This window comes from Psychrobacillus sp. OK028, assembly GCF_900103605.1.
GTDB lineage: Bacteria > Bacillota > Bacilli > Bacillales_A > Planococcaceae > Psychrobacillus.
The window spans coordinates 32,882-51,371 of sequence record NZ_FNHY01000011.1 but is presented as its reverse complement, the minus strand read 5'-3'; the positions used below and the strand labels follow the sequence as shown (position 1 = coordinate 51,371).

22 protein-coding genes are annotated in these 18,490 nt (G+C 35.8%); 10 read left to right on the top strand and 12 right to left on the bottom strand.

Features of this window, described 5'->3' with window-relative positions; all coding sequences use genetic code 11:
* Nucleotides 1-69: 69 nt before the first annotated feature.
* Entirely contained in the window at nucleotides 70-564 is a 495-nt protein-coding gene (locus BLR36_RS16860; protein WP_093062902.1) for an antibiotic biosynthesis monooxygenase family protein, read from the top strand.
* 146 nt (nucleotides 565-710) lie between these two features.
* On the opposite strand, the gene BLR36_RS16855 is transcribed toward BLR36_RS16860, so the two are convergent.
* The gene (locus BLR36_RS16855) at nucleotides 711-1,928 is read right to left on the bottom strand and encodes an ABC transporter permease (RefSeq protein ID WP_093062901.1); all 1,218 of its coding nucleotides are present in this window, start codon (nucleotides 1,926-1,928) and stop codon (nucleotides 711-713) included.
* The gene (locus tag BLR36_RS16850; RefSeq protein WP_093062900.1) at nucleotides 1,912-2,661 is read right to left on the bottom strand and encodes an ABC transporter ATP-binding protein; all 750 of its coding nucleotides are present in this window, start codon (nucleotides 2,659-2,661) and stop codon (nucleotides 1,912-1,914) included. The genes BLR36_RS16855 and BLR36_RS16850 overlap by 17 nt, the downstream gene beginning before the upstream one ends.
* 122 nt (nucleotides 2,662-2,783) lie before the next feature.
* On the opposite strand from BLR36_RS16850, the gene BLR36_RS16845 reads away from it, so the two are divergent.
* The 6 genes from BLR36_RS16845 (at nucleotide 2,784) to BLR36_RS16820 (ending at nucleotide 5,970) form a co-directional block, all read left to right on the top strand.
* Entirely contained in the window at nucleotides 2,784-3,209 is a 426-nt protein-coding gene (locus BLR36_RS16845; protein WP_093062899.1) for an HIT family protein, read from the top strand.
* 120 nt (nucleotides 3,210-3,329) lie between these two features.
* Nucleotides 3,330-3,854, top strand: coding sequence for a tryptophan transporter (locus BLR36_RS16840; protein ID WP_093062898.1), 525 nt, complete (start codon nucleotides 3,330-3,332; stop codon nucleotides 3,852-3,854).
* Between the two features lie 111 nt (nucleotides 3,855-3,965).
* Nucleotides 3,966-4,331: a YtxH domain-containing protein gene (locus BLR36_RS16835; RefSeq protein ID WP_093062897.1), complete on the top strand. Its 366-nt coding sequence runs from the start codon at nucleotides 3,966-3,968 to the stop codon at nucleotides 4,329-4,331.
* 189 nt (nucleotides 4,332-4,520) lie between these two features.
* The gene (locus tag BLR36_RS16830) at nucleotides 4,521-5,057 is read left to right on the top strand and encodes an HTH-type transcriptional regulator Hpr (protein WP_093062896.1); all 537 of its coding nucleotides are present in this window, start codon (nucleotides 4,521-4,523) and stop codon (nucleotides 5,055-5,057) included.
* A 111-nt stretch (nucleotides 5,058-5,168) separates the two neighbouring features.
* Complete coding sequence (locus BLR36_RS16825) at nucleotides 5,169-5,714, top strand: DUF3267 domain-containing protein (protein ID WP_093062895.1); 546 nt, start codon at nucleotides 5,169-5,171, stop codon at nucleotides 5,712-5,714.
* A gap of 70 nt (nucleotides 5,715-5,784) precedes the next feature.
* On the top strand, nucleotides 5,785-5,970 hold the full coding sequence (locus BLR36_RS16820; protein ID WP_090570160.1) for a hypothetical protein: 186 nt from the start codon (nucleotides 5,785-5,787) through the stop codon (nucleotides 5,968-5,970).
* 117 nt (nucleotides 5,971-6,087) lie between these two features.
* Here the strand turns inward: BLR36_RS16820 and BLR36_RS16815 are convergent, their stop codons facing one another.
* Nucleotides 6,088-6,195, bottom strand: a complete 108-nt coding sequence (locus BLR36_RS16815; RefSeq protein ID WP_093062894.1) for a YjcZ family sporulation protein — start codon at nucleotides 6,193-6,195, stop codon at nucleotides 6,088-6,090.
* Between the two features lie 140 nt (nucleotides 6,196-6,335).
* Between BLR36_RS16815 and BLR36_RS16810 the strand changes: the two genes are divergently transcribed.
* Nucleotides 6,336-7,283, top strand: coding sequence for a peptidylprolyl isomerase (locus BLR36_RS16810; protein ID WP_093062893.1), 948 nt, complete (start codon nucleotides 6,336-6,338; stop codon nucleotides 7,281-7,283).
* A gap of 417 nt (nucleotides 7,284-7,700) precedes the next feature.
* Here the strand turns inward: BLR36_RS16810 and yhaM are convergent, their stop codons facing one another.
* From yhaM to BLR36_RS16795, 3 genes are read right to left on the bottom strand one after another with little or no spacing between them, the layout of a single operon-like run.
* A complete protein-coding gene (gene yhaM / locus BLR36_RS16805; protein ID WP_093062892.1) occupies nucleotides 7,701-8,639 on the bottom strand; it encodes a 3'-5' exoribonuclease YhaM in 939 nt (312 codons plus the stop codon).
* Complete coding sequence (locus BLR36_RS16800) at nucleotides 8,636-11,350, bottom strand: ATP-binding protein (protein ID WP_093062891.1); 2,715 nt, start codon at nucleotides 11,348-11,350, stop codon at nucleotides 8,636-8,638. Before BLR36_RS16800 ends, yhaM begins: the two co-directional genes overlap by 4 nt.
* A complete protein-coding gene (locus BLR36_RS16795; RefSeq protein ID WP_093062890.1) occupies nucleotides 11,347-12,558 on the bottom strand; it encodes a metallophosphoesterase family protein in 1,212 nt (403 codons plus the stop codon). Before BLR36_RS16795 ends, BLR36_RS16800 begins: the two co-directional genes overlap by 4 nt.
* Nucleotides 12,559-12,695: 137 nt before the next feature.
* On the opposite strand from BLR36_RS16795, the gene BLR36_RS16790 reads away from it, so the two are divergent.
* Entirely contained in the window at nucleotides 12,696-12,881 is a 186-nt protein-coding gene (locus BLR36_RS16790; RefSeq protein WP_093062889.1) for a YhzD family protein, read from the top strand.
* Between the two features lie 52 nt (nucleotides 12,882-12,933).
* Here BLR36_RS16790 and BLR36_RS16785 read toward each other — a convergent pair whose 3' ends face one another.
* The 4 genes from BLR36_RS16785 to BLR36_RS16770 form a co-directional block, all read right to left on the bottom strand.
* A complete protein-coding gene (locus tag BLR36_RS16785) occupies nucleotides 12,934-13,713 on the bottom strand; it encodes an enoyl-CoA hydratase (protein ID WP_371326744.1) in 780 nt (259 codons plus the stop codon).
* 293 nt (nucleotides 13,714-14,006) lie between these two features.
* The gene (locus BLR36_RS16780; protein WP_093062887.1) at nucleotides 14,007-14,351 is read right to left on the bottom strand and encodes a YlbF family regulator; all 345 of its coding nucleotides are present in this window, start codon (nucleotides 14,349-14,351) and stop codon (nucleotides 14,007-14,009) included.
* 19 nt (nucleotides 14,352-14,370) lie between these two features.
* Entirely contained in the window at nucleotides 14,371-15,513 is a 1,143-nt protein-coding gene (locus BLR36_RS16775) for a DUF445 domain-containing protein (protein WP_371326743.1), read from the bottom strand.
* 66 nt (nucleotides 15,514-15,579) lie between these two features.
* Nucleotides 15,580-15,969 (bottom strand): rubrerythrin family protein, encoded by a 390-nt coding sequence (locus BLR36_RS16770; RefSeq protein ID WP_093062886.1) that lies wholly within the window; start codon nucleotides 15,967-15,969, stop codon nucleotides 15,580-15,582.
* Nucleotides 15,970-16,041: 72 nt separating this feature from the next.
* Between BLR36_RS16770 and BLR36_RS16765 the strand changes: the two genes are divergently transcribed.
* The gene (locus BLR36_RS16765; RefSeq protein ID WP_093062885.1) at nucleotides 16,042-16,245 is read left to right on the top strand and encodes a YheE family protein; all 204 of its coding nucleotides are present in this window, start codon (nucleotides 16,042-16,044) and stop codon (nucleotides 16,243-16,245) included.
* Between the two features lie 86 nt (nucleotides 16,246-16,331).
* Here BLR36_RS16765 and BLR36_RS16760 read toward each other — a convergent pair whose 3' ends face one another.
* The gene (locus BLR36_RS16760) at nucleotides 16,332-17,588 is read right to left on the bottom strand and encodes an MFS transporter (protein ID WP_093062884.1); all 1,257 of its coding nucleotides are present in this window, start codon (nucleotides 17,586-17,588) and stop codon (nucleotides 16,332-16,334) included.
* A gap of 82 nt (nucleotides 17,589-17,670) precedes the next feature.
* Nucleotides 17,671-18,477: a DUF2935 domain-containing protein gene (locus BLR36_RS16755; protein ID WP_093062883.1), complete on the bottom strand. Its 807-nt coding sequence runs from the start codon at nucleotides 18,475-18,477 to the stop codon at nucleotides 17,671-17,673.
* Nucleotides 18,478-18,490: the final 13 nt, after the last annotated feature.

Sequence of the window (18,490 nt, the reverse complement as noted above, 5' to 3'; positions counted from 1 at the left end):
TGTATTATGTTTTTAAAGATTAGATTATGGGAAAGATATAATAAATAAGTAAGAAGGGAGATATATTCCATGTATTTATATATGACATCCGGAACACCGGAATTTATGCAATCCATAAAGAAGAAATACCCGAACGAACAGCTCTTTCTATTACACGGAACTGGAAATTCAGTTCTTATCCAAGAGTCTTCCAATAAGACAGTTTTCCAAGTTCCAAGAAAATATGAAATCCTGGAATCAGTAGGACATTTTTCACATAAAGGTTACTTCGTTTTGCAACATATACCCATTACAGATGAAGGAAAATCTATTTTCGAGCACAAATATACGAACCTTGGTTCTACAGCGCAAATAGAGCCTGGGTTTATCGCACTTCGCGTGTTAAAACCTATTAAATCCGATACATATATTATTTTATCGGAATGGTCTGGTCCAAGTAGCTACGAAGTCTGGGAAAAATCAGTCAACCTGGATTTTTCAATGGTCGCTGATAGACAAAATCTTTTCACAAGTGCACCATATATCGCTACTTATCAATCCAAAGAAGAAGAGGAAGCTTTTTAAAGCTCCCTCTTCTTTTCTATATATAAAAATAACTCGTCAACACTGGAAATAAGGAATTTGTAAGAATAAATAATCCTAGGATTTCCGTGCCCACGGAAAGCGTCCGACCGGAGCTACAATCAACGGCATATCTAGTTTTTCGTTCTTCAAGGACTGGCCGGCTTTTCATATATTTTACTAATCCTTAGTGTTACTTCAGAAACAATTATCATCACAATTGGTATAAGCATTAACTCCATTATGAACCCTGCTTGTACTAAAATTACGATTAATACAAAGACTGCCTGTATTAGTTGGATCACTCTGATCAATTTATCAACCGCTTTTTTTCGCGTTCCTTCGTTAATAGGAAACAGCAAATCCATTCGAAATTCCTCGCCAGAAGATAAGGATTGCCGCAGCTGTATTACTGTTGCAAACGCAAGTGCACTAGTAAAAATAATCGCAACGATTGGAAACGGTATGAAAACAGCTCCAATAACAGCGAGTGCGGTAAGACGAACCCACAAATAAAAATAATCATTTGTCCGGACAAACGTACGCAATACTAAATAGAATTGTGTATTTTTTTGTTCATAAGGTGCAAGTTTGTACAGAATATCAAGCCATTTTCTTCGCTTCGTCATACCTTGGATATGCGGAACATCTGTAAAATAATTTGCAAATCGATAAAAACGCATCATGCGTGCCTGCTCCACTTCGATGAAATGATCAAATGGAAATGGTACTTCTGCTTTTTTCTTCTTCCAAGCTATTAAATACAGCACTTGAATAATAACGACTGCAAGTAAAAACAAATAGTTTGTACTGAGTAAGAAATATAAACCTGCAAACAATAAAATCATTCGCATGAAATAATCTATCCAAACATTTTTACCATTAGATGCCCACCGATATTGGAACTCCGTTTGTATACTCCAATATTTCCATATAAGAATTGCCACGAAGAAATACAAGATTTCCTGAGATGTGGATCCTGCTATTCTTGTTAATAATGGAATCGATACAACTAGCGCTGCCAACGGTACAATAACGGATGAAAAGAATGTCCAAGATAGGGCAAGCTTTAAATATTCACCTAGTTTTGTTTCTAAAGGAAGAAAGTAAACACTATCCGCTTTTTTCATTAACGTTACTGGCGTACTCAGTGCTATTAAAATACTCACAATGAATGCCACAACTAAAAAGGCAGGGAAATCCTTTGGAGCTGTATTTAGCCATTCACTATACGTGTAACCTGCAGCACCTATTACGAAAACAATAACAATTGCAATATGCCCTGAAATAATATACTTCAAGTATTTTTGCAATTCATTTATATAAAATAAAAATCGTTTACTCCATACTTCACGCAAATTGTTCATTTTGCTGTTCCTTTGTCATTTCGATGTAAAGATCATCCAACGTAGCATGAGGCATTTGAAATGCTGCCCGTAGATCATCCATTGTCCCCTGAGCACGAATTTTCCCATTATGCAATAACAATATTCGATCGCAGTATTTTTCTGCAGTAGTCAATATATGAGTCGACATTAATACAGATGCTCCCTCATCTTTTCTTGATTTCATCTGATCGAGTAATGATTGAATTCCTAAAGGATCAAGTCCAACAAACGGTTCATCGATAATGAATAATGCTGGATTCACTAGAAACGCACACATAATCATAACCTTTTGTCTCATACCTTTAGAAAAATGAGCCGGAAACCAATTTAACCTTTTTTCCATACGAAATTCTTTTAGAAGAGCCTCTTTTCTCGCTTCAAAAACAGATTCATCTAGATTGTAGGCCATAGCTGTTAGCTGCAGATGTTCCTTTAATGTTAATTCATCATATAGCACTGGAGTTTCAGGTATATATGAAAATGATGTACGATATTGCGCTGGATCTTCTTTCAACGTTTTACCATTCAGTAGGATTTCACCCTTTAAAGCGTTCATTGTCCCTATAATATGCTTGATGGTAGTACTTTTACCAGCACCATTCAACCCGATTAACCCTACTAGTTCTCCCTTTTCAATCGAAAAGTTTAAATCATGCAAAACAGGCTTTCTAGTATATCCGCCCGTCACGTCTTTGACTTCTAACACAGTCATCTTACGCACCTCACTTCTTGTTAATAAGTTTACCAAAATAATTTCAAAAAATCCTCTATCTTCCCACAGCCTGTCCTATTATATGTTAAACTTTTCATAACGATGAATTTGGAGGGTGTATGATGAGTGAATGTATTTTTTGTAAAATAATTGATGGTTCTATCCCAAGTGCGAAAATCTACCAGGACGAGCATGTGTACGCTTTTATGGATATTATGCCTCTAACAAAAGGTCACACGCTAGTTATTCCAAAAAATCACAAAGAGAATGTTTACGATTTGTCTGAAGAGGAAGCTAGTAACTTGTTTAAAGTTGTCCCAAAAATTGCAAGTGCCTTAAAAGAAAGCTTTGGTCCTGTGGGCATGAACCTGTTAAATAATAATGGTGCTCCAGCTGGGCAAAGTGTGTTCCATTTCCATTTACACTTCATCCCTCGCTATGACCAAACAGACGGCTTCCGCGCAACTTGGATGACTAAAGAGAAAACCTTTACTCCTGAGGTCATTCAAAATTTAGCCGGGGAATTATATGAAAAATTGAAGAAGTAATTCTTGCTTTTGATACTCAGAGCACGTACAATCATAGATAAGATTCTTGCTAACGATCACGAGGATACGTTAGAAGAAAACAACAAACAGAGCTTAGAAAAGTTGAGGAGAGATGAGAAAATGAATACGAAGAATTTAGTTTTGATGGCCTTATTAGTAGGGGTCGGAGCAGTACTATACATTATTATCCCCGGGATTAATGGTGGGATGAAACCAGATTTTATGCTGACAATGATGTTCATAGGAATTCTGTTGTTCCCGAATGTTAAAAGTACTTTCTTACTTGGCATTTCAACAGGAGTTATTTCTGGACTGTTTTCTACTTTTCCAGGAGGATTCGTTCCAAATATCATTGATAAAGCAGTAACAGCATTTGTTTTTCTAGGACTTGTCTTATTGCTGAATAAATTAGCTAATAAAGTTGCAGTTGGAGTAGTACTTACAGCAGTAGGGACATTAGTATCAGGTACAGTCTTCCTATCTACTGCTATTTTTGTATTCGGTGCAGGTGCCATTTTCCAGGAATTATTCGTGATAGTAGTACTTCCAGCCATTGCCATAAATGCAATAGCATTCTTCATCATCTATCCTATTATCGGAAAATTGATCAAACGTACTAGTTTTGATACAGCACTTACAGCTTAAAATTAAACTATCTGCTTTCCTTTTCGGAGGAAAGCTTTTTTTGTGCCAACAATTATGTTTTAATTATCATAAGGTAAGGAATAATACATATAAGCAAAGGAGTGAATTATTATGAAACTAGCACCATTATTTTGCGGTATTGCAACTGGTTTACTAGTCGGGGCTTCAACTGTACTTATGACCACTCCAAAATCAGGTTTGGAAGTTCGCTCTTCCTTAAAATCTACCTCCAATGATTTTCGAGACAAGCTTTCGGACATAAAGGTTCAGCTAGCAGATGTGAAACAGGCGATAAACAACTTAACCAATTCTTCTAAAGAAGTGGTTCCAAGTACAATTGAAGATATTAAATCTAGTATTGCCCAATGGAAAACGGAAACTGCCCCTTTACAAGCTCATCTTCAGCAGGAAATTTCATCTATACAAGAGGCAATGGCAGAGCTAGAAAGTAAATTACCAAAGAAAAAAGAAGCATAAGTTTAATACCAACGAAAGATATATCCCATCTCAATCGGGGTATATTTTTTTATTATGAAAAGGGTATATTAAATCAATTCAACAGACACTTTTATTATAAAGTGAATAATGTTTTTAAAACTTGTATTCACTTACATACTTTCTTGCTATAATGTTTGAAAGAAAATAAATACAGAAAGTAGGGGTTACATGGCAGATCAATTTTATACGATGAAAGAAGCAATGCTCTACAGTCAGCGGATAGCTCAATTATCTAAAGCACTTTGGAAAGCTGTAGAAAAAGATTGGCAAACATGGATAAAACCTTTTGACTTAAATATTAATGAACATCATATTTTATGGATATCATATCATCTACAAGGGGCAACTATTTCTGATATAGCAAAGTTTGGTGTAATGCATGTTTCAACCGCATTTAATTTTTCGAAAAAATTAGAAGAACGAGGTCTCCTTTCTTTTTCCAAACGGGATACGGATAAGCGTAATACATATGTGGATGTAACAAAAAAAGGAAAAGTGCTTTTAGAAGGGATGTATGAAAATTATCACGACACACCACACGCTGTTCTCGAAGGTTCTCTTCCTATAAAAGAGCTTTATGGAAAATTCCCAGATTTCATGGATGTAACGGCCGTTATTCGCAATATTTATGGGGATGATTTCATGGATATTTTTGAAAGGTCTTTGAAGAACATCGAGGATACATTCAACTTCCATGAAGAGTAGAGTTCCATTTGAAAGCGTTTAATAATTCTTTACAATTAAAGTGGTTGCTTTTTAGTAAGAAAAGGATTATCTTATGTATCTAATATCATTTTTTTATAGGAGATGCATACATTGCACTGCTGGAAAACAATAAATGTGAGAAAACAATATGGATTAGAGAGATTGTTTATTTTATCTTCTTTATTAGTTATATTAGTTTTTTCATTTGCATATGCCTTATTAGGAATTATTAATAATGTGCATAAATCGGACGATTACTTTTGGGTATTCATAATCGCTTTTTTCGGTGTTTATCCACTTCATAAATTATGTCATTTTATCCCTATGTTTAGCCATAGAGATAAAATAAAATTCATTGTCGTTAACCAATTTAGATTTATCCCTATTTTGCATTTACGTATAATAGAACCAATTCAAAAGAGTAGATTTCTCTTTATCTTAATAGCTCCCTTTATATTCGTTAATATATTTCTTATAATTGGTGCTTTAGTTTTTCCTAATTTCGCTCACTACTTTACTATGTTATTTGCTTATCATTGTGGCATTTGTTTAATCGATTTAATCTATGTGAAAAATTTAAATAAGTCACCAAAGTCAGCCTATATTGAAGAAACAGACGCAGGGTACGAGATTTTAATAGTGGAACCAAACTATTAACAATATGTAACACTTGTATATGCCCCTCATTGTTTGTTATGCTAAATTAGGATATGAAGGGAGTCTAGACATGATTATATTCACGTTAGTTCTATTCTCAGCATTTTATTTGCTACAAATTAACCGAATGACATACGCTTTAGTAATGTCAAAAGAAATTCCGGAAGAGAAACATCCAAAGATTTTTCGTACAATAAATATTTTGATCACGATTCTTCTTGTTTCCTTTTACGTTGAGCTCGTTTATGCAGTTTAAGAGAAAAAAAGTGGACCCAAATCATTTTTTATGATTTAGGGTCATTTCTTTTTTTCGCACTACCAACTGAAGGAAACTAAGATCGTTTTTTAAGCAATCTTAGTTTCTCTTTTTAAATTAGTAGATAAACGCTGCGCCTACAATGATCAACAAAATAAATAAAACCACGATCAATGCAAAGCCAGAGCCATTGCTATATCCGCCACCGTTATATTGTCCGCTCATTTAAAACACCTCCTTTTCCATGTATCCTATGCGCAATTTTAAATATTCGGTAGGCTAATGAACGGGAACTATTTTTGTTTTTATTTCGTTTATGTTATAGTTACAACTGGCAACACAAAGAAGTTAGGAGAGAATATCTTATGAAAAAAACAGTATTAACACTAACGCTTGCAGCATCTGTTCTTGCATTAGGAGCTTGTAGTGGGGATTCAGCAGATAGCAGTGAAGTAATTGCAACATCTAAAGTTGGAGACATTACACAGAATGATTTGTACGAAGAGATGAAATCATCCATCGGCGATCAAGCATTCCAATTGCTAATGATTGAAAAAGTACTTTCAAATAAGTACGAAGTAACGAAAGAGGAAGTAAACAGTCAACTAGAAGCTGATAAAGCGCAATTAGGCGAGAACTTTGAAGCTATGATTGCTCAACAAGGCTATACAGAAGAGTCATACAAAAAATACTTAGAACTAAACCTATTGCAAGAAAAAGCTTTAATAGAGGATATTGAAGTATCAGAGGACGAAATTAAAGCAGAATATGAGAATATCAAAAATGAAATTAATGCTCGTCACGTATTGGTAGAAGACGAAGCAACTGCAAAGAAAGTAAAAGCTGAGTTAGAGTCTGGTAAAGACTTTGCAGAAGTTGCAAAAGAGTACTCTACGGAAGAAGCTGCCCAATCAACAGGTGGAGAACTTGGCTGGTTTGGTAAAGGTCAAATGGTTGCTGAATTTGAAGAAGTAGCCTTTGGTTTAGAGAAAAACGTAATATCTGAGCCAGTAAAATCAAACTTTGGTTACCACATTATTGAAGTAACAGATAAACGTACAATTAAAGAATCATATGAAGATAAAAAAGCTGAAATTGAAAAACAATTGAAGCTAGACAAAGCGGATCAATCTACACTGTTACCAAAAGTAGCTAAAATGATGAAAGATGCTGATATCAAGATCAAAGATGAAGATCTGAAAACATCACTAGATCAATTTTTAGCAGCAGCTGAAACAAAAGCACCTGCTAAAGATGCTGAGGCTAAAGAAGATACAGAGGCAGATAAAGAAGCAACTGAGGATGAAAAATAAGTAAGACAAGCATGGTGGTTGGTCCTGACTTCGGTCATGGCCAACTTTTTTATTTATTGGGGTTCTTGTATTAACTAAGAAAAACCGCGGAAAAGACGCCTTGTCCTTTAATTATGAAATGTAGATATGCCATTGATTTCCACCCCGAGCGGACGCTTTCCGTGAGCACGGCTTCAGCCGCTTCTCTCGCTGGCGCTCTGCTCATCGCTCACCCCGCGGAGGCAAACAGGATGTTGGTCACAAAGGCGTTGCACACGAGGTGTCGCTCTTAGCCTTTGTACTCCACCTGAAACGGAAATTTGCAGTATCATTGTTTATATCCTATTATTCAAATTACCTGGATATCTGAGTTCGAGGCACATAATTTTATACTAAAAAAAGCGTAAAGGTTTCATACATGCCTTTACGCTTTTTCTTTTATTCAAATGTAGGCTTATAAAATGAACGGTTTTCCAGTGGGAATAATCGCTCGGAGAATTCACCTGGGTTTGTTTTATCTAATGCACGATTAAGCATATTCATTTTTGCATCTATATTATCGATATAATGCAGCATCTCTGCCTCACGGAGTGCAGGTCGTTTTGGGCTTCCCCATTCTTCTTTTCCATGATGGGATAGTACCATATGCTGAAGAAGCATAACCTCTTCGCCTTCAATTTCCAACTCTTCAGCTGCTTTAGAAATTTCATTGACCATGATCGTAATATGTCCAAGTAAATTTCCTTCAATTGTGTAAGTTGTTGCAACAGGTCCCGAAAGCTCTATAACCTTCCCTATATCATGTAAAATGATGCCAGCGTATAAAAGGTCCTTGTTTATCGTTGGATACAGCTCACATAGCGCCTTTCCTAGCTTTAACATCGACACTACATGATCGATAAGGCCTGAAGCATAATCATGATGGTTTTTAGTTGCTGCCGGGTATGTCATGAATGCTGCCTGATGTTTTTTCATTAAGTGTCTTGTAATGCGTTGAATTAATGGATTTTTCATTTCAAAGAAATATTGTAAAAGCTCTTCCATCAACTCTTCTTTTGGTTTGGCTGAAGATGGAACTAAGTCATTAATCGAGATAGGCTCTTCTGATTTTACCGGTCGAATACTTTTTACACGTAGTTGGAACTTTCCACGGTAATCCTGTATTTCGCCTCCTACGCGAACAATTTGACTAGCAGCATAAAGTTTTTCATGCTCCTCATTTGTATCCCAAAGTTTTGCTTCAATATCTCCGCTCTTATCTTGTAATAATAGTGACATAAATGGTTTTCCAACGGTTGTTACACCTTTTGTTGATTGTTTTATCAGTAAGTAATGATCAACTGGATCGCCTACTCGTAATTGTGTAATGCCTTTCATTTCACAACCCCTACCTTTCTCGGTAATAATGTCGCCACTTGAATGACTGATGCATCTTCCCATTCATATTGCATATTATCATGACAGGTAAAATACAAAAGTTGGTGTTCTTTTTGTAACTCTGCCATTAATTGTACCACTTGTTGAAGTCTGACACGATCGAAATGTACAAATGGATCGTCCATGATGATTGGAAATGGTGCTTTACTTTGCAAAGAAACAGCAAGTGCAAGTCTCAAGGAAATATAAGCCTGCTCTTTTGTTGCTTGGCTTAGCTCCGCTATTTTAAATCGCTGTCCAGTTGCTTTAACAGCCTCAAAGCTTCCCTCTGGCGATAATATCAATTGTTCATATGAATTGTTTGTAAGCAGCTTAAAATAACGCTGAGCACTTTCTAATACTTCTGGAAGTCGCTCTTCTTTTAACTGTTTCATGATTTGCTTAATTGATTCCACGATTGCCTTTTGCGCAGCCCATTTTTTCACAAGGTCATGTAGTTCTGCTTTTTTCTGTTCGAGTAATTGAAGTTGTTCACTTATCTCTTCATCTTCTAATAATTTCTTTGTTTCATAGGACAAGGATGCTTTTTCCTCATTTAATTCATTTCTCTTATTTTGTAAGTGAAGTAGTTTTTGCTTACACTCGTCCTCAAATACATCATCAAAATCGTTCAGATTTATTTGTTTTCCATCTAACTGCATGTGAAGATCGTGTAATTCCTTTTCAAGCTTTACTTTTTGTTCATGGATAGAATTTGCTGAATAGTAGTCGCTTTCTATATCTACATTTGCCTCCCGAAACAAAATATAGATTTGTTCGGTATAGGATTGTTGAAGTAACGATAGTTCCTGAAGCTTCTTTTGGTATTCGTAAATTCTTGCCTCTTTATATTGCACTTCTTCTGATTTTTTCTTTTCATCTAGGTAAAACTCTCTTAATTGGTGAAACAGCATATCTTCAGTATGGTTTTTAGGAGCTTTCTCCTCAGCTTGTTTAAACAACTCTTGTATTCTTATGCGAACTTCATAAAGCTTAGTTTCCATCTGGTCAAGCTCTATTTGCTGTTCCTGAATCATTCGTAGACGCTTAAATAGTTCGGGTAATAGACTTGGTGATAATTGTTTATTAATATGGTATTTATTCAAAAACTCATTTACTTGTTTTGATATTTCTAGCTTTTTACTTTCTAACTCACTAATTTGTTGTTTCAATATAGAAATATCTTGTTGTAATGACTCCTGTTCCTTTTTCAATAAATCAGCATATGTTTGAACATCATTCGATTGGTTCCATGTATTCATCAACTGGGTAAAGCCTACATATACAATTCCACTTATGACAACAGCTGTAAGAGCTACCATCCAATTCGATTGTGTAACCCCTATGAATATCCCAACAATGACTATGACTGCTATGATTGCGTACATTATTTTATTCGCTTTTTGGTTAGCAGATGTTTTATTTGCTCGTTTTGTCTCTGTCACTCTTTGTTGTTGCTGAAGGAGATCCTGTTCCTTCATTTGTAATAATCGTTTTTCCTGTTGCAGCTCGAGCTCCAAGTTTCTTTCTGTTTGAAGAATCGTAACTAGTTTATCCTCTTGCTGGATTGAAACATCGGCTTGGACAATATGCGTCAAGCTTTTTTCCCAGTCAACTCCGACTAGTGCCAACTGTTGCATTTGGTTCTGAAGTGTTTTACTTTGTTCCTCTTCTATTTGTATTCGTTTGGAAAGAAGCTGATGCCATTCTGTTTCTCGATTTAGAAAAGATTGTAATTCTTCTAATTGCTGTGAGGTTAAACTAGTTGCATGGATTGTTAACATATTCAACTCTTTTTTTAACTGTTCCATTTCCACATTGTTACGATTCAATTTGTCTTTTATTAATTCAAATCGACGGATACCATCTGAGGGAAAAAGCTGATGCTTTACTAAGTCTAGTTCCTGATGAATTTCTGTTTCTTTTTCTTTCAATGGTTTCAGTTGTTTCCATTCCAAATATTGTTGAAACTGTGTAGAAATCTCTTTCTCTTCTTGATCTAGTTCCTCCACAATTAATTCAAGCTCGTTAAGACGTTTAATAGAAGGTTCATATTTTTCTACTTCCTCTAGCTGATGCTTGTAGGTAGTTTCTAATGCACGTAGCTCTTCAATTTTTTGATTGATAAGAGGCTTTCTACCCGTTGGTTTAAATAGCTCTCCCATTTCTTTTAAAAATTGGTTTTCAACGACCGCTAATGTATCTATTCCCGTCGTACCGGAAGATAATAATGTTCTCGTTAGCTCCTCTTCTGTCATCTTCTCGAAGCCCTGTAATTGTAGCAAGGAAAAAGAGAAAATTGCCTCAAAATCAGCCCGAGAGTATCCATGCAGAATTTTGGTTAGCTCCCTTTCTCCTCCTCTGCTACCGTCTGGAAAGTATACCGTAACATCTCCACTTGCCTTCCCTTTAACTCGTTCAATTGTTATAGATTGGCTCTCATGGTCGATAATCTGAACATTACCTCCGTATGTGGAACTGCTTTTAGGCTCATAGCGAAGAAATGGAGAGTTTCGTTGTGGAAAACCAAATAAAATTTGCAAAATGAATTGTTGGATAGTTGTTTTTCCTGCTTCATTTTCACCGAAGAACACATTGATACCGTTGATCAGATTAATTTCCACGTTCTCGTGCTTCCCAAAGCCGTATATATGCAGTTTTGTAAGCTTCAATTATTACTCCCCCTCGCTAAAGCCTTGGAAACTATTAAATCTGCTTCTGTTAACACTTCCTCTATAAAGCCCAGGTCAATAGGCTGTAAATACCTACTCCCTTTAGGATGCTGATAAAGTTCCTTTAAAGCGTGCTTCCATCCCGAAGTATCCCACTCCTTTAAAGCAGATAGCAACATAGTAGATTCTGTGCTCTGCTCAATTGGAGATTCTATATGTAATTCTTTTATTATTAAAAAGTCATTTGCTAGCTCGAGACTCTCTTGAATTAATATTAGCCATTCATCCTTATGAGTCGACTGTAATAATTCAATTGTTTCCTCTGTCTTACCATTTATCGAAAGCTCAATGATGGCTTTTCCGTTTATTTGACTATAATTTCTCAGTTCATTTTCAATATGAGTGATTAATTCATTCGCGTGGATTATGCCCCCACAATCTATGGTAAGCTCATCATAAATAAAAGCAGCTGATGGGACAAATTGAAGCTCTGCTTGATTGCCAAGTAACGATACTTCATAAAATCCTTTCAGGCCACTTTCATTTCGATGCCTGCTTTGGGTGTTTCCTGGATAAACAATTGGCGGGTCGGAATGGATAATTTGGCGCTTATGTATATGGCCGAGTGCCCAATATTGATAGCCTTTTTCTAATAAATCGCTTTTTCGAAATGGCGCATACACATCATGCTCACTGTTTCCTTCTAAACTACCATGTAGCATACCAATATAAATCTCATTGGGCTTTGCAAAGGGATAGTGACTATGCATAGGCTCTAAAATATGACGCTCTCGATAACTAAATCCTGTAATATGCACTTTTTCCTCGTTTATTTGGAGTGTTTTTGTTTCTACCTTGTCACCAAATACATGAACATTTGATGGCAATTGAAAACGAACCCAATTTCCACTTAAATGATCATGATTACCATGGCAAATAAATACCGGAATATTTTCTACATGCAATGCTTCCATTCCTTTTTGAAATAAATGCTGCGCACGAAGACTACGGTTTTCCCCATCATAAATATCACCAACTATTAATACGAAGTCAGGTTTACTTTCAACCGCATAATTAATCATGTTTTGAAATGCTTGAAAAGTACTTTCCCGTATATCTTTCCATCTACTCTTAGGAATAGAGGAGATACCTTTAAAGGGGCTGTCCAAATGTAAATCTGCCACATGTAGAAAACGTATTCTTGCCATCTAGTGCACCTCATTCGAAAATAGAATATTTGTTCTTATTTTACCATAAAGAAAAGGCTGTTTACAACTAAATATAGGTAGTCAAACCTATTATTGTTGTATAATATAGATGATTACAATAAAGGGGTGTTAGATTGATGAAAGCATACAAATTCACAGCATTTGAACCAACTGGGGAACTAATTTTAGAAGAAACTTGGGAATTTGAGAATGATGATGATGCAAAGAAAAAAGGTGAAGCGGTAATCGAAGAAAAGGGCTTTTCTGAAAAAACACATCGCTTAGTGAATAGCTCTGGCAAACTAGTATTATTTCACGTATAAAATGAGGAAAGGGACTTTAACCATTTTTTTGGATAAGTCCCTTTTGTTTATCTTAATTTCCTTTGAATTGTGGTTTTCTCTTTTCCACAAAAGCCTGAATACCTTCTAAATGATCATCTGTTTTACGCATTGCCGATTGAGTAACAGCTTCTCTTTCTAGTATGGATTGTAATTCGTTTAACTTTGTTGCGTGTAAGATTTCCTTTGATGCAATCATGGCAGCAACTGGTGATTGCAGTAGCTTTTGTGCATAAGATGCTGCTGTTGCTGCTCCTAAACCATCGGATGCAACTTCATCCACCAGTCCGATTTTCTGTGCTTCTTTGCCGGTGAAAAGCTGGCCACTCCACATAAGCTGTTTGGCTTTCGGAATACCAACCCTCTCTTTCAAGAAGAAATGTCCTCCTCCGTCAGGAACTAGACCAATTCCTATAAAATTCATAGCAAGCTTACTATTCTCTTCTGCAATGATAATGTCACAGCCCAACACCATACTAAATCCTAACCCTGCAGCCGCCCCGTGTACTGAAGCGATAGTAATTTGGGGTAACGTATATAAAGTTTTAGCAATTCGTGTAAGGTAGGTCATGGCCTCTTCCATATCAAAAGGATTCTCTTTATCTAGCATCGCTTTAATATCTCCACCAGCTGAAAATGCGCGCCCCTCCCCTTTAATAACCAACACCTGAATCGATCTGTCTGATTGTAGGGATTCAAGGCTTTCTGCCAGCTCTCTCATCATTACCCCATTCATCGAGTTCATCGCTTCTGGACGATTTAATGTTAAAGTCGCAATACGACCTTCTTTTTCTAATAATAAAGTATTATACATATACATTCCCCTTTGTAAGTGAATAGTCATTCATTCTTCTATATAGATTCGCCATTATACCATTAAAATCCTTTTTAAAAAGAGGAAAACTATTTATAGCTTTAAATTTAACAAGTAAGAATCCTCTCTTTTCATAGTTAAATCTAAGTTACTGACGTTTCTTTTTATTTTCTTCAAGCTCGATGAGTGTTTACTCTTAAAATGGAATATTTTCCACTTTGTTTACTTTCCACTTCGCAGAAAATGAAAAAAGAACCTCTCCATAGTAGGAGAAGTTCCTTTCATTTGTTTTCTTAGATACCTTCATAAAGTTCTTGAACAGGCTTGATCAAGACACGATTTACTTCTTCAATAAGTTGGCTTAAAGCCATTTCTGCTTGAAGCATATGGAATATCTTTTCATTTCCTTGCGCTAACTGAGCTGTTTTTTGTGCATACTCAATCTCTTCTCCAGAAATTTCTTCCCCGTTCATTTGCTTCTCTTGAAGAGACAATTGAACTTTACGGAAGCTTTGGAATAAAGCTAGAGCCTGTTCATCAGCTTTTACAGATTCTACTGCAGTTTTTACATTAGAAAATTCATCCGTTTGGCGTAGTGTTTTTTCTAGTTTGTTAATGTCATCATAAATGTTAATCATGTTAGTTAGCCCCTTTAGTTTAAGTAGTAAAGAATACAATCAATCCTTGAATAATACCGATAAGCCCACCAAGAACACCACCTAAAATGGTAATCATTTTGAACTCTCTCTTCGAAATACCAAGAACAATTTCCTCTAAGCGAGATACTGGGAAAGTGTCTACTTGCTCTTTTACCATATCTTCTAATTTCATTTTGCGCAAGACTTCTTCTAGCTTTGTTTCTGCTTCCTGGAATGCGAACGATGTCACTTTTGGTATAAGATATGACTCTGTCCATCCAGTTGCTCCTGGAAAATAATGAAGGAAGCTATAGTTTAATTTTTCTTCGATCGCCAATTGTTCTGTCAAATATTCCTTTACATTTTTAACAATTGGCTCAAAGTCAAAGCCGTCCATCATTTCAATAAGTGGACGATCTTTTAATTTCTCCCATTCATTTCGTACAATTTTTTCTAGCATATTTTTCGTTCCAGGTGCTCTTAGGAATTTTAATATTTCTGGTTGAACTTTTCCGGCAAGTGATGATGATTCCCCCATGAACATTTGAATCATATTGCCGAGTGTCCCTTTAGTAGAAAGGAAATCATCAATAAGATTTTTTACGGTCATCTTACCTTCTGCTGATTCAAAGAAGTCTTCACCTTTAACTAGAATATACGAAACGATTTCTCCTACTTTGGCATCAGCTTTTTGTTGCCAATCGATTGGTGCAAGCTGACGTATAGTTTCCTGTTCGAATCTAACTTTTAATTGGCTAAATTGAACATCCACCTGGTCTTCTATTTTTTCATTTACAATAGTTGGAACGTTTTCTATTCCAGCAAGTTTCAACCACTCTTTTATCGACTTATCCGATTGAAAGATTTTATCGTTCAGTTGCTCCGTTAGGAAATGAGCTGCTTTATTTTTCATTTCTTCATTGAAATACTTTTTCTTAAAGATATCAGGCGTCAACAAATGCTGGATAACAGTATTTCCTAATTGTCTTGCTAGTTCATCGCGTCTTTTAGGGATTAAACCTGGAGTGAACGGGATGCGCCAAGAGCCTATAAATTTTGCCTCATGTGGTCTAAAAAGCATTTTAATAGCTAGGTGATTAGTTACTGCTCCGATTGCTGCTCCTACCACTGCCATAAATGTGATTGTCCATATAAAATCCATCAATTTCACCTTTTTCCTCTAGCTTCTAGATTATTATAGCAGAGGAAAGGCAAACACTAAAAGAATTTACAAAAAATGAAGCATAGTGGAAAGACGTATTGCATGCTCTGTCTCATCATGCATCGCAACAAATAGCGGTGCATATGCTTGTTGGATTGGTATTAACAATAACATTTCTTTATAAACCTCGGCACCTTCTAATTCATCCCTTATTGCATCTTTTATGCAGTCCTTCAAATCTGTACATAATTGAGGTTCCGGAAAGTTTTGAACAAACGTACCAGTCAGCATATAATAGAGTTGTTGGAACATTTCGTAATGGCTTTTTTCATCCTCATATATATGTTCGATAAAACCTTGCAAATACGGATCATCAGTCAATTTATACATAGAACGATAAAAATGATAATCATGATACTCATTAAGTATGGCTTGCCTTAATTGCTCATTAAACAATTCGATGCTCCTTCACTAGTCATTTATACTAGTGTATGCGAACAAATTCCCTCACATGAAAGGTTGATATTCTTGCTACAACATTTTAGCTTTAAATCACTCTATGAAAACAAACAACTTCCAGGCTGGTCCGTCTCTTTCTTTTATAAACAACAACGGTACGCTGCAGAATATGAACAGGATGGCAATATAAAATGGCTCGGTGAAACACCAGCTGATGAAGAAGCAGTGAAAAAAATGATACATGAGCTAATGCTATTTCATGTATATGATTGAGGAATTAATATAAATACGCCAAGTTGTATGGAAATGATTTCTTCACTTCCATACACTTTTTTATTTCCACAAAAAAATGGATATATTTAATTGGTACTAATCTTCTTTCGCCCAAACACAAAATAGAAATAACTAGAGGCAATAATATAAAGTATTCCTGTAATCGTAAACGTATAAGCATATCCCCAATAGAAGCCAAATGTTACTACAAGACCTGTAGAAATAGCTCCAGTACTTGCCCATCCTACATTGAATACCATTTGATTTACCGAATTGGCAAGTCCCTTATATTTATCCTGTACTAGGTCCATTGCAATTGCACTTTGAATAGGATTCCCAGCATTCATCAAAGCTTGGCGCATTAAAAACGCAATGGAGGCAATGAGTAAAGAATTGGTATAACCAGTGATGAACAAAAATGGAATCGACATTAGCTGAAAAATAACTAATGCCTTTACTTTCCCAACCCTTTTCACTAAAGCAGGTCCTAGCAACATAGCTACCGCAGTCATTGCAGAGCCAAGAGACAATATGAGTCCTATGTATGTATTGGATGCATCAAAGCGATTAGAAAAGTATAAATTTAAATAAGGAATGACAAGCCCTGAACCAGTTCCAATTAATAGATTTGCGAAACCAAATAATATAATAACCTTCAAATTTTTGCGGAATCCGCTCGGTGCATTTGTTTCCAATTCTTCAACCTTGTTGTTTTTATCTTCTTTAACATTTACAGGTTTAAGCTGGAACAAAGGAAGCAAGCCAAATGTAAAGATGATTGCTCCTATGATTAAGACATACTTAATTGAATCTACCGTAGAAATATTCCCAATAACATGAAGAGCGTCAGCTAACACCCCTCCCCCTAAACTTCCCACTACACTAGCAATTGTCATTAAAGAAAAGTGAATACTAAAAAGATGCATTCGCTGACTAGAATCTGTATTTTCAGCTAAGAAAGGAACGCCCGATACTTGAACTAATGCCATAAATAGTCCTGTAAAGAATGCAGCATAAATGAGAGACTGCTCTCCCGTAACTAAACTTCTATAGAATAGTGTACTTGCAGAAACTATAGCTCCCGCGATTATGATTCTTTTCCTACCTAAACGGTCACTTAAATAACCAGCTGGCACTAACATAAGCGCTGAAGCAAGTGAAGTCACAGAGATTATTTTACCGTTTAGTGTTTCAGGAAACCCTAGCTCTTTTATATATAGGTTGTACATAACCATAAATACACCCATTCCAATTTGAATGAGTATATTTGCAAGCATAAACATTTTCACATTTCTATTAAAGGAAGATATCTTCTTTTTCCAATCAGCAAACCAAATAAACATAGAGTACCTCTTCTCTTTATTTCGGTACTCTAAATATATGATTTTCGAAGTAAAATTTCAATCTATATTTTTGGCTATAGGGTTATTGACCTGCCGACGAGGTCCCCTCAGTAAGTTTTGCCTCGAACATATCGATAATTTCGATAAAACGTTCTGCTTCTCTAAACGTGTGGTCTGCTAATAGCGGATGAATATTGCTCTTAATACGACACGCCTCAATTAAATCGCGTGCCGTTTTCTTAAAGTCTCTTAAAGAAACGACAGATACTCGATTTTGATCCATAAACTGGTCAAGTAGTGGAGGTGTCTCTGATTGTGGTTTCATATGTTCCAAGTCAATTGCTTGATATAATAACTGATCAAAATCATGGCTAAATTCTCTTGCCTGTTCGACTAATTTTCGTTCACTTGGGTCCAAAAGATGACCAATAAATTTAGCATGGTCTGCCATAATTTTAAGGAAAAATACATTTTCCTTAATGATTGCTTCTGGTAGAGGCTGTAGCTTCCCTTCATTTAATTCTTTTAACCTTTTAGCAAAGTAAGCTGCCTCTCTACTAGTATGATCAACTAATAATGGATAATTGTTCGTTCTGATTTCGCATCGTAGGATGAGCCCTAAAACTTTTCGTTTATACGCATAAATTGATACTGCCGCTTGATACACATGTGTATTGAAAGCTTTGACCTGCCGTGGATCAGAATTCACATTGTAACCCGCTAACTGCTCTTCGATTTTTTCGAATATTGCAATGTACTGTTGTGCTTCTTCAATCAACTTTTGCTCATTAAAAGTAAATCCTAAGCTTAAAAAAAATGCATGTTCCTTCATAATTCTTGACCAAAATCTAATTTCATTTAATGACCTTTCAACAAACTCATTCGCCAACTAGCCACCTCCA

Excerpts from the sequence above, each read along its gene's own strand:
- BLR36_RS16820 (WP_090570160.1), top strand. The coding sequence starts at position 5,785 with ATGATTATATTCACGTTAGTTCTATTCTCAGCATTTTATTTGCTACAA.
- BLR36_RS16815 (WP_093062894.1), bottom strand. The coding sequence starts at position 6,195 with ATGAGCGGACAATATAACGGTGGCGGATATAGCAATGGCTCTGGCTTT.
- BLR36_RS16775 (WP_371326743.1), bottom strand. The coding sequence starts at position 15,513 with ATGGATTTTATATGGACAATCACATTTATGGCAGTGGTAGGAGCAGCA.
- BLR36_RS16785 (WP_371326744.1), bottom strand. The coding sequence starts at position 13,713 with ATGTATAATACTTTATTATTAGAAAAAGAAGGTCGTATTGCGACTTTA.
- BLR36_RS16790 (WP_093062889.1), top strand. The coding sequence starts at position 12,696 with ATGAAAGCATACAAATTCACAGCATTTGAACCAACTGGGGAACTAATT.
- BLR36_RS16830 (WP_093062896.1), top strand. The coding sequence starts at position 4,521 with ATGGCAGATCAATTTTATACGATGAAAGAAGCAATGCTCTACAGTCAG.
- BLR36_RS16760 (WP_093062884.1), bottom strand. The coding sequence starts at position 17,588 with ATGTTTATTTGGTTTGCTGATTGGAAAAAGAAGATATCTTCCTTTAAT.
- BLR36_RS16845 (WP_093062899.1), top strand. The coding sequence starts at position 2,784 with ATGAGTGAATGTATTTTTTGTAAAATAATTGATGGTTCTATCCCAAGT.
- BLR36_RS16860 (WP_093062902.1), top strand. The coding sequence starts at position 70 with ATGTATTTATATATGACATCCGGAACACCGGAATTTATGCAATCCATA.
- BLR36_RS16850 (WP_093062900.1), bottom strand. The coding sequence starts at position 2,661 with ATGACTGTGTTAGAAGTCAAAGACGTGACGGGCGGATATACTAGAAAG.
- BLR36_RS16780 (WP_093062887.1), bottom strand. The coding sequence starts at position 14,351 with ATGATTAACATTTATGATGACATTAACAAACTAGAAAAAACACTACGC.
- BLR36_RS16855 (WP_093062901.1), bottom strand. The coding sequence starts at position 1,928 with ATGAACAATTTGCGTGAAGTATGGAGTAAACGATTTTTATTTTATATA.
- yhaM (WP_093062892.1), bottom strand. The coding sequence starts at position 8,639 with ATGAAAGGCATTACACAATTACGAGTAGGCGATCCAGTTGATCATTAC.
- BLR36_RS16835 (WP_093062897.1), top strand. The coding sequence starts at position 3,966 with ATGAAACTAGCACCATTATTTTGCGGTATTGCAACTGGTTTACTAGTC.
- BLR36_RS16795 (WP_093062890.1), bottom strand. The coding sequence starts at position 12,558 with ATGGCAAGAATACGTTTTCTACATGTGGCAGATTTACATTTGGACAGC.
- BLR36_RS16840 (WP_093062898.1), top strand. The coding sequence starts at position 3,330 with ATGAATACGAAGAATTTAGTTTTGATGGCCTTATTAGTAGGGGTCGGA.
- BLR36_RS16810 (WP_093062893.1), top strand. The coding sequence starts at position 6,336 with ATGAAAAAAACAGTATTAACACTAACGCTTGCAGCATCTGTTCTTGCA.